Origin of the sequence: Botryobacter ruber, from assembly GCF_003347595.2 — a bacterium.
GTDB lineage: Bacteria > Bacteroidota > Bacteroidia > Cytophagales > Hymenobacteraceae > Pontibacter > Pontibacter ruber_A.
Map to the genome: position 1 here is coordinate 86,203 of NZ_QCZK02000043.1, position 10,759 is coordinate 96,961.

At 49.7% G+C, this 10,759-nt stretch carries 7 protein-coding genes; all 7 read left to right on the plus strand.

Annotated elements, in window-relative coordinates:
• Positions 1 to 29: 29 nt before the first annotated feature.
• The gene (locus DCW36_RS14390; protein WP_125185431.1) at positions 30 to 248 is read left to right on the plus strand and encodes a hypothetical protein; all 219 of its coding nucleotides are present in this window, start codon (positions 30 to 32) and stop codon (positions 246 to 248) included.
• A gap of 410 nt (positions 249 to 658) precedes the next feature.
• A complete protein-coding gene (locus DCW36_RS14395) occupies positions 659 to 2,443 on the plus strand; it encodes an endo-dextranase (protein WP_114782822.1) in 1,785 nt (594 codons plus the stop codon).
• 584 nt (positions 2,444 to 3,027) lie between these two features.
• Positions 3,028 to 3,594 carry a sugar O-acetyltransferase gene (locus tag DCW36_RS14400; protein WP_114782823.1) on the plus strand — a complete coding sequence of 189 codons (567 nt, stop codon included), beginning with the start codon at positions 3,028 to 3,030 and terminating at the stop codon, positions 3,592 to 3,594.
• A gap of 370 nt (positions 3,595 to 3,964) precedes the next feature.
• Complete coding sequence (locus DCW36_RS14405; protein WP_114782824.1) at positions 3,965 to 6,094, plus strand: glycoside hydrolase family 97 protein; 2,130 nt, start codon at positions 3,965 to 3,967, stop codon at positions 6,092 to 6,094.
• Positions 6,095 to 6,798: 704 nt separating this feature from the next.
• The gene (locus DCW36_RS14410; RefSeq protein ID WP_114782825.1) at positions 6,799 to 7,155 is read left to right on the plus strand and encodes a hypothetical protein; all 357 of its coding nucleotides are present in this window, start codon (positions 6,799 to 6,801) and stop codon (positions 7,153 to 7,155) included.
• 247 nt (positions 7,156 to 7,402) lie between these two features.
• Positions 7,403 to 10,114 carry an alpha-L-rhamnosidase-related protein gene (locus DCW36_RS14415; RefSeq protein ID WP_114782826.1) on the plus strand — a complete coding sequence of 904 codons (2,712 nt, stop codon included), beginning with the start codon at positions 7,403 to 7,405 and terminating at the stop codon, positions 10,112 to 10,114.
• 552 nt (positions 10,115 to 10,666) lie between these two features.
• Positions 10,667 to 10,759: glyceraldehyde 3-phosphate dehydrogenase NAD-binding domain-containing protein (locus tag DCW36_RS14420; RefSeq protein WP_164891143.1), on the plus strand; the 93-nt coding region annotated here is incomplete at its 3' end.

Consider the following 10,759-nt stretch of genomic DNA (forward strand, 5'->3'; position numbering starts at 1 on the left):
CCCTTTGAAGCTAATCTTGTAGGGAAAATTTGTCTGCAGCTGCGACCATTGCCTTTGCTCCTAAAAAAGCAAAAACTGCTTCAAGTTTCCAACTTGGAGCTATCATTCCAGCAAGTTTTCAACTTGCGCGGGTAAGAAATCAGGTAAGTTCAGCCACGAAAGCTGAAAGCTTTCAGGATAAAAAGCTCCAAGTTGGAAACTTGAAGCAGGAGTTTTTTCCCTACAAGAATAGTGCTCAACCAATTTGATTCTTAGAAATAGATGCTGACTGCGAAACTGTCCCCTTGAGGGTAGGGGCGTTTCACTCTCCGAGACTATCCCCTTGAGGGGATTATAGGGGTGTAAAGCTCGGTGGTAAAACGTCTGAAATTATGTTCTCAGAGTTTATTCGCAGATGTAAACACCCCTCTTGCTCCCCTCAAGGGGAGAATTTTCTCTAAAGATTAATTTGGTCAAGCAATAGCCTTCAAAGGGGGACTTATTCTGCTACTGTAGTTTTTGTGCGAATGTAAGACTTGTTCAAAATTTGGTATGAGACTACTTTAAAGTTAACCGGCTTTGAAATTTACCTTAAAGCGGAGTAATAATTTTCTTTAACATTTAAACAACAGGCCGTCCTCCGGAGCAAGCCCGGAGGACGGGATAAACCTTTTCCAACATGACGTTCAAACACATCTGTTTTTATTTCTTTATTCTTCTGGTAGGCGCAGGGGCGGGTTGTAAGGAAGAAAGAAACGACTCTTCCCCAACCCCAACCGATGCCCCCGCCAACGCGGCCACACCCGCCTATAGCGATGTAAGCATTGCTACCGATAAAGCAGCCTATCGCCCGGGCGATAACGTAACCTTTACCATCGACTTTGCAAAACTACCCGCAGAGGCAAAAGTACGCTACAAACACCTGAACGAGGTAGTAGGAGAGGAAGCGGTAACGGCTGCCAACTGGACCTGGAAAGCGCCAGCTACCGATTTCAGGGGGTATAGTGTGGAGGTTTTCAGTACCTCCGGGAACACCGAAACCATACACGCCACTACCGCCGTGGATGTTTCTTCGGAATGGAAGAAGTTTCCCCGCTACGGGTTTCTTTCCAAATTCCCGCAGATGAGCGACGAGCAGGTACGTGAAGTTATGGCTAACCTGAACGAACACCACATCAACGGTATTCAGTTCTACGACTGGCACCACAAGCATCACTTGCCCTTACCGGTTACTAACGGAACGCCGGCAAGCAGTTGGAAAGACATCATCAACCGGGACATCTATTTCAACACCGTGCAGCAGTACATCCAGGAGGCGCATGAGCACAATATAAAGGCCATGCAGTACAACCTGGTTTTTGGCGCCTGGGATAATGCCGAAGCGGACGGCGTGAACCGGGAATGGTTTGTTTTTAAAGACAACACGCGCACCAACCGCGATTTCCACCCTTTGCCAACGCCGCCGTTTCTGAGCAACATCTACCTGGTAGACCCATCCAACACGGCATGGCAGCAGTACCTGATAAACGAGAACAGCAAAGTATACCAGCAGCTTGATTTCGATGGGTTTCACATGGACCAGCTGGGTGACAGGGGAACTACGTTCAAATATGACGGCACTAATTTAAACCTGGCGCAAACCTACAAGCCATTTATTAATGCCGTAAAGTCGGCTACGCCGGCGAAGTATGCCGTAATGAATGCCGTGAACCAGTACGGGCAGCAGGGGATAGCGGAGTCGGCTTCCGATTTCCTGTATTCCGAAGTGTGGGGACCTTTTGACACCTACAACGACCTGGCCAACGTCATCAAGCAAAACAACGCCCTCAGCAACAACACCAAAAACACGGTACTGGCCGCCTACATGAATTACGACCTGTCCAACAACACGGGCTTCTTCAACACTCCTGCCGTACTGATGACCAATGCCGTAATCTTTGCACATGGCGGGGCGCACCTGGAACTGGGCGAGCACATGCTGTCGAAGGAGTATTTTCCGCATAACAACCTGCAGATGAAGCAGGACCTGAAAACCGCGATGCAGGAATACTACGACTTCCTGGTTGCCTATGAAAACCTGCTGCGCGACGGCGGTACGTTCAACAACATAGCCTTAACCTCCATCGACAAAAAGCTAAAACCGGCCAACTGGCCTGCCGCTACAGGCTCGGTGGCCACGCTGGGCAAAACAATAGGCAACAGCCAGGTGATTCACCTCATCAACTTCAACAACGCCAAAACCCAGAACTGGCGCGATAACAGCGGCATCCAGGCGGCGCCGCTTCAGGTAAAAGATGCCAAACTTGCTTTTACAGCCAACGGTACCGTAAAAAAAGTCTGGACCGCCACGCCCGATATCATCGGCGGGGCTTCCCGGGCCCTGAACTTTACCCAGCATGGCAACCAGGTAAGCTTTACCCTGCCCGAACTAAACTACTGGAGCATGGTGGTGGTGGAGTATTAAAATACTTTTCTCACTTTCAGCTTCGTCGGGGAAATAACCCCACTTCATTTTAGTAGCATCCACCGGACTTCCTGCGAGTTCGGTGGATTTTTTGCTTCCGCCATTTTTATGGAAGTACAGCAGAGGCTGTGGTGGCAGGAGCAGTAGGGTAAAATCAGTCAATAGAAGCGCAATAGTTTGCCTCTGAACTATCTGCTGCGCCAGCCACCACAGCCTCTGCTCCCTCCAATTCCTTGCTGACCTTGTAGGGGAAAAAAAACTCCTGCTTCAAGTTTCCAACTTGGAGCTTTTTATCCTGAAAGCTTTCAGCTTTCGTGGCTGAACTTACCTGATTTTATACCCACGCAAGTTGAAAACTTGCTGGAATGATAGCTCCAAGTTGGAAACCTGAAGCAGTTTTTTTGCTTTTGTAGGAGCAAAGGCAATGGTCGCAGCTACAGATAAATTTCCCTACAACATTAGATTCCTTGGCAGGAGGAAACATCGCAGCAGGAGGTGTTATTTTCTTCCGGAAGCGCAGCCTTATTACCCTGCATTGCCTACCTTCGGCAAACAAATCCGGGTTAAAAAAGTAAACCTGCCTTATGAAATCAGAAAAAGAAAAAATGCTCGCCGGCGAGCTCTACGACCCGCTGGACCAGCAGCTCTCGGAAGACAGGCTGCGCACCCGCCTGCTCCTCAAAGAACTAAACGACACCCGCGAAGACCAGCCGGAAGAGCGCACGCGCATCCTGCAACAGCTTATTCCCAATGCCGGCGATGGTCTGTGGCTGCAGCCGCCTTTTTACTGCGACTACGGCTACAACCTGGCGATAGGGGAGCGGGTGTTCTTCAACTTCAACTGCGTGGTGCTCGACGTGATGCAGGTAACCATCGGGAGCCGGACGCTGTTCGGGCCCAACGTGCAGCTCTACACAGCCACCCATCCCATGAACCCTGTCGAGCGGGCTTCCGGGCTGGAATATGCCAAACCCATTACCATTGGAGAAGACGTTTGGATTGGCGGCAGTGTGGTGGTTTGTCCCGGTGTTAGCATCGGCGACCGTGCCGTGATTGGAGCAGGCAGCGTGGTTACCAAAGATATTCCTGCCGGTGTGTTTGCAGCCGGTAATCCGTGCCGGGTTATCAGGCAACTGAATGCCCCTGCCTGAACGCCAACAGCTGCAGCGCCGCTCGTAATTTTTGTAAAAGTGATTACTGGTACCAGGCCTTTTTGCAAGGGAAGCCTCGGAGGCTTCCCTTTTTTTGTTGCTTCCGGGGCAGTTTATCCCTATAACAGGGTTATATTTTTATGCAGGTTCAATTTTTGTAACTAATTGATAATAAGCAACTTGCCTGTATTTACATGAAGCTTTTTTCTATATTTCAGGTTTACAAATTGCTGTTTTTTGCTGAGCCCGGCAATTTTGCAATACCTACTAACAATCGTAAGCAACAACGTGCGCCTGCTTTTCCGGTAGCGGCAACAGGCTGTACGCTGCACGCTTAAATGCCGGACTAATTATTTTACCAATATAAACCATGCTCCGAAAAACATTTCTCTTAATTTTTGCCTTCCTGCTCACGTGGCAGGTGTATGCGCAGGTAATTACCTCGCCGGATAAAAACTTTTCGCTCACGTTTCAGCTGAACGACAACGGCGAACCAACCTACCAGTTAACTTATAAAAAGAAGCCGGTGATCAGGCAGAGTAGCTTGGGACTGGAAACAAAAGATGCGGGTTCCCTGGCCAAAGGCTTTACCCTTGCCAACACCGAACAGGCAACCGTCGACGAGTCGTGGAACCCGGTGTGGGGCGAGGTAAAGACCATCCGGAACAACTACAACGAGATGGCAGTAACCCTTAAGCAGGAAGAGCCGAAAAGCCGCACCATGGTTATCCGGTTCCGCCTGTTCAACGACGGGCTCGGCTTCCGGTATGAGTTCCCGGCACAGCCCAATCTGTCCTACTTTGTTATCAAAGAAGAAAAGACGCAGTTTGCCATGACCGGCGACCACACCGCCTACTGGATTCCCGGCGATTATGATACGCAGGAATACGACTATACCACCTCTAAACTATCAGAAATCAGGGGCCTGATGACTGCTTCCATAACAGAGAATGTATCCCAAACCTCGTTTTCGCCAACCGGTGTTCAGACATCCCTGATGATGAAAACGGACGATGGCCTCTACATCAACCTGCACGAGGCAGCGCTTATCAACTTTCCGGTAATGCACTTAAACCTGGACGATATGAACATGGTGTTCGAGGCCTGGCTGACACCCGATGCAAGAGGAGACAAAGGCTATGTGCAGGCGCCTGCCTCTACGCCCTGGCGCACCGTCATCGTAAGCGACGATGCCCGCGACATCCTGTCCTCCAAAATGACTTACAACCTGAACGAGCCCAGCAAAATAAAAGACACCTCTTGGATAAAGCCAACCAAATACGTGGGTGTATGGTGGGAAATGATTACCGGAAAAAGCTCCTGGGCATATACAGACGATTATCCTGCCGTGCAACTTGGCCAGACCGATTATACTAAAGCAAAGCCAAACGGCAAACACGGCGCCACCACTGCCAACGTGAAGCGGCATATCGATTTTGCAGCTAAGCATGGGTTTGATGCCGTACTGGTAGAAGGCTGGAACCAGGGCTGGGAAGACTGGTTCGGGAATTCCAAAGATTATGTGTTTGACTTCGTGACGCCTTATCCCGATTTCAATGTGCAGGAGGTACGAGACTACGCCAAATCCAAAGGCGTAAAAATGATTATGCACCACGAAACCTCCTCTTCCGTGCGTAACTACGAGCGCCACCTGGACACCGCCTACCAATTCATGAAGGCCAATGGCTACGATGCCGTGAAAAGTGGTTATGTCGGCAACATTCTGCCCCGCGGCGAGAACCACTACAGCCAGTGGATCATCAACCATTACCAGTACGCCCTCGAAAAAGCAGCGGACTACAAAGTTATGGTGAATGCCCACGAAGCTGTGCGCCCTACCGGTATCGCCCGCACCTACCCGAACCTGATCGGCAACGAATCGGCCAGGGGAACCGAATACCAGGCTTTCGGAGGGTCCAAACCAAACCACGTAACCGTGCTGCCCTTCACGCGCCTGATTGGTGGCCCCATGGACTACACTCCGGGTATATTTGAGATGGATTTGCACAATGGCTCCCACGTAAACAGCACGTTGGCAAACCAGCTGGCCCTCTACCTGACCATGTACAGCCCCCTGCAAATGGCCGCCGATTTTCCGGAGAACTACGATAAATTTCCGGATGCCTTCCAGTTCATCAAAGATGTAGCCGTTGATTGGGACGAGAGCAAGTACCTGGAGGCAGAGCCGGGCGCTTACATAACGGTTGCCCGTAAAGCCAAGCATACTGGCCAGTGGTTTTTGGGAAGTGTAGGCGGAAACGAAGCCCGTACCTCCAAAATTAAATTCGACTTCCTGGAGCCAGGCAAAAACTACATCGCTACCATCTATGCCGATGCAAATGATGCCCATTACAAAACAAACCCGCAGGCGTACACCATTCGCAAAGCAGTGGTTACAAACAAATCGAACTTAGCTCAGTTCGTGGCTCCCGGAGGAGGTTATGCCATCAGTTTTACAGAGGCAACCAAAAGCCAGACGAAGGGCATCAAGCGTTTGTAACATAACCCGCCATTACAGATTAAGGCCGGTCGCAGGTCTGCTGCACCAGTCACCACAGCCACTGCTCCGGGAGTAAACCAGAAAGAGCATCCACAAGTCCGTTTCAGGACCTGTGGATGCTCTTTTTTGAATGGTAACCCGGTAGTGGTTTGCTGATAAAAATGCATCTGCCCGAACTGGACCAACCGTTCTAACCCCAACTCTTTTTCTCAGGCCGCTTGCCAAACGGTAAAAACGCTGCATTCAGCAGTTCAGCACGACTGGCAAGGACGATTGCATATACTTAGCTGCTGCAAAGAGTAAAGGGGATACGAGCATCAAAAGCAGCCTTAAAAATGTGTAATAGTGAGTCGCCTGATGATACTCCCGGCACACATCAGCCATTAGGATGAGAGGTGTTGATGTATATCATACGGGCTCCTGTGAAGCTGTTTCATGGTAGCTGCCGCTTGATAATCAGCTTATATTTTGGTAATGCTATTTTATTGATAATTTGTTGATTTAAAGCTATTTGTGATTATAACAGGGATGCTTTTTTCTATATTATGAGTATAATAATTGATGTTGCCTTTGTTGGCTTGTTCCTTTGTATTAATAATAACGGATGTTAGTTCAGGGGAACCTTCTGATGTAAAGCCAGCAAAAAACAGCCTCTGTTCCTAATGCATGTAACCAATTGTTATTCACTTAATTTACTATGTCCTATGATTATTATAGCAGATAGCGGGGCGAATAAGACAGACTGGCGGATAGTCTATGAATCAGGTGCAGTAAAACAAGTTTTTACGGTAGGCATCAACCCCCAGTACCAGGATGTAAACAAACTGTATAACATTGTGTTAGCAGAGCTGCTACCACATATTGGTTCTGAACCAACAGCAGTCATAAAGTACTACAGTGCCGGTAACAGTACCAGCGAACGTAATGAGTTGCTGGAAGATGCCCTGCGTCGGGCGTTTCCGGATAGCGAGGTGCGCGCAGACCATGACATGCTGATGTTCCTGAAGCTTCAGTACCTAAGCACGGAAGCCCTTCACCATTATTTATATCCGAACTTATGACTATCGTTCTTCGTGCCCCTGTTGTGTTATGGTTATATCGTGTACTATGGCTTCGTGGGGTCAAAACCGGTGAAGCGGGTGGCGTCATAACTACTAGCTCACCGAATAAGATTGCTTATCTGAATCAGCAAAAATCAGCATAACCAAAGCTGATGCAGCCAAAACGGAAGTATTAAACTTTTAAGCAGGATTCTGCTTTTTACCTGCTGGTGGAAATGCCTGGAGCTCCTGTGTTATAATAAAAACCATGAAACACCTCAACCTGAAAGCCGCATTCTTCCTGCTGGTGCTGGGCCTCGGCTCCTGCCAGACGCAGCAAACGGTAACCCAGCCAGGCCTAAGCCAGGGCGCTATCTGGCAATCCGAAGCCTATGCCATTTACCCGGACAGGGTGGTGCAGCAGGAGCATGAGGCAAAGGTAATCTCTGCTACCGAAATGGTATCGAATTACCAGAGCCCCGCCAACGAATTTCAAAGCCCGGAGCTGACGTTCAAGTTCAGCATCAATGGCAAAGACAACGAAATGGTTTCCGGCAAAGACCACCGCTTCATCTGCTCTTCGGAGAGTGGCGGCTGTGTGACACCGGTGATCACATTTGGCAAGCAGCACGTGGATACCTCGGTAGTGCCAGCCAACACCTATCTGGCACCCAATACCAATTTCACTGTGAGGCTGGACATGCGCCATGTGCTGCAGGCCTTTGAGCAGAAGGGTTACTACACGACTTTTGATAGCACCAAAATCTACAAAGATGATTTTAAGCAGGTATTTATTGCCGGCAACACGGCTCCGCTGATGTGGGACTTCGATAACCTGGTGAACAAACCGGAACTGGAGCTGAAGGACCCGGACAGGGATGGCATTTACGAAGTGACGCTCACGCTCAACAAACCGGAGGAGAAAAAAGCAACGGCCGGCAACTGGAAACTGACCCACGACCTCTCCGCTTTCCCGCAATACAAATCCGAGTACCCGCTTGTGGACGTGCTCTATAATATGTCGCTGGAAGAAATGCAGCAGGATATCGAAGCAGACAGCACCTTCCGGACAGGCGAAGAATGGGCAGGCGTCTGGACACGCGATATCAGCTACAGCATCATCCTGGGCATGGCCACACTGCAGCCGAAGGTGTCGCAGTACAGCCTGATGCGCAAGGTGCAGAACGGCCGCATCATCCAGGATACCGGCACCGGCGGCGCTTACCCTGTTTCCACCGACCGCATCGTATGGGCCGATGCCGCCTGGGAAATCTACAAAGTAACCGGCGATAAAAAATGGCTGCAGCAGTCCTACGACATCATCCGCAACTCCGTGGAAGACGACCTGAAAAACGCCTACGATCGTGAAACCGGGCTCGTGAAAGGAGAATCCTCTTTCCTCGACTGGCGGGAGCAGACCTACCCGAAGTGGATGCAGCCCGTAGATATTTATGAATCGGAGTGTCTGGGCACCAATGCCGTGCATTACCGCGCCAACATAGTGCTGGCGGAAATGGCGAAGCTGCTGAACGACGAAAAAGCCGCTGCTAAATACCTGGATATTGCCGGGGTGATTAAAGATGGCATGAACGAGCACTTGTGGATGGCCGATAAAGGCTACTACGGGCAATACCTGTACGGTCGCAATTTTAAAGTACTGTCGCCACGCTCGGAGGCGCTGGGGGAGGCGCTGGCAGTGCTCTATGGTATAACCGATGAGGCGAAGGAGCAACAGGTGGTGATGAATACGCCCGTCAGCACCTACGGCATCCCGAGCATTTTTCCGCACATCCCGAACATTCCGCCATACCACAACAACGGCATCTGGCCTTTTGTGCAGGCGTACTGGTCGCTGGCTGCCGCCAAAGCCGGCAACGAGCAGGCCCTCACCGAAAGCATGAGTGCTATTTACCGGCCTGCTGCGCTGTTCCTGACAAACAAGGAAAACTTCGTAGCCAGCAACGGCGACTTCGCCGGGACACAGATTAATTCCAGCAGGCAGCTCTGGAGTGTAGCCGGAAATATCAGCATGGTGTATAAAGTGCTTTTCGGCATGGACTTTAAGACCAGCAGCCTTGTGCTCAAACCCTTTGTGCCGGAAGCCTGGAAAGGCAAGCGCAGCCTTACCAATTTCAAATACCGCCAGGCGGTGCTCGATATGGAGATGGAGGGCTACGGCAACCAGGTTAAAACAATCACCTTAGATGGAAAACCGTTGGCCAATGCCGAAGTGCCGGGTAACCTGCAGGGGCGGCACCAGGTGAAAATTGTGCTGGCTAGCAACGAGGTGCCGGAGCAGAAATCGAATAAGGTAGAACATACCGTGTCGCCAGCTGCACCGGAGGTAAGCCTGACAGGCAATTCCTTAACCTGGAAGCAGGAGGAAGGGGCTGTCAACTACAAAGTGCTCAAAAATGGCAAAGTAGTTTCTACCTTAAGCAACACCACTTACCCGCTCCCGGGAAATGGCTATGCCGAGTACCAGCTGATAGCAGTAGATGGAGCAGGGGTGGAGTCCTTTGCCAGTGAACCCTTGGTAACACCTACAGCCAGTGTGCAGGTATATGAACTGGAAAAAGCAGCTCCAAAGGCAGCTTTGCCTTACAAAGGCTTTACAGGCACCGGCTTTGTGGAGCTAACGAAGCAAAAGAACACCACCCTTAAAGTTAACATAACAGTACCGGCGCCGGGATTGTATGCCATCGACTTCCGTTACGCCAACGGCAACGGTCCCACCAACACCCAAAACAAATGTGCTATCAGAACACTCCGCGTGAATGATGCCTTTGCCGGTACAGTTGTGCTCCCGCAACGCGGCACCGACGAGTGGTCCAACTGGGGATATTCAAACGCCGTGCAGGTGCCGCTCGAAAAAGGCACACATGCTGTCACCATAGCCTTTGAACCCGCCAACGAAAACATGAACCTGGAAATTAACCAGGCCATGCTCGATAACATGCGGGTGGTACAACTGAACTAGAACCCATGGCACCGGCACCCGCTGGTGCCAAATTCGTTTCATTAACTACGCTGCTTCCACATTACCCCCCTCTTTTTAAAGGTTCTCCCCCCGTTCAGGTGATGGCACCAGCGGTATATTTGTGCTGAAACAGTATCGCCATAGGCGTTTGTATCACAAAAAAAACTACTGCAGCTGCCACCATAGCCACTGCTCCATAGAGTATGTATAAATTTTGCTTGCAAAGGACGGAATTTAAACATGCTCTTAAACGGAACAGTACAAGTGTTAGTGCTATTCGCGTAATTTTGGTAATATTGCAAACAAATCCGGATCAGTATTACGAATGATAAAAGTCATTCCTGCTGAACGTATACTTTTTATAATTTCGTGCTTTGAAATTTTATTTCATCGCAACAATTAGGTATCTTGCTTAACCGATTAAGCTATAGGGGGTTGGGTTAAAAAAGTGTTAAATAATGTAGGTGAAATGATTTTATTTAACCTGTTTCAATATGGTCTTATAGCTTATTACAATCACAAATTATACTAAAACCAATTTTACCATTAATCATGTCTAAGATTAAAGTTGCAATTAACGGATTCGGCCGCATCGGTCGTCTTACCTTCCGGGCGCTGCTGGCCAAGGAAAATGTAGAGGTAGTT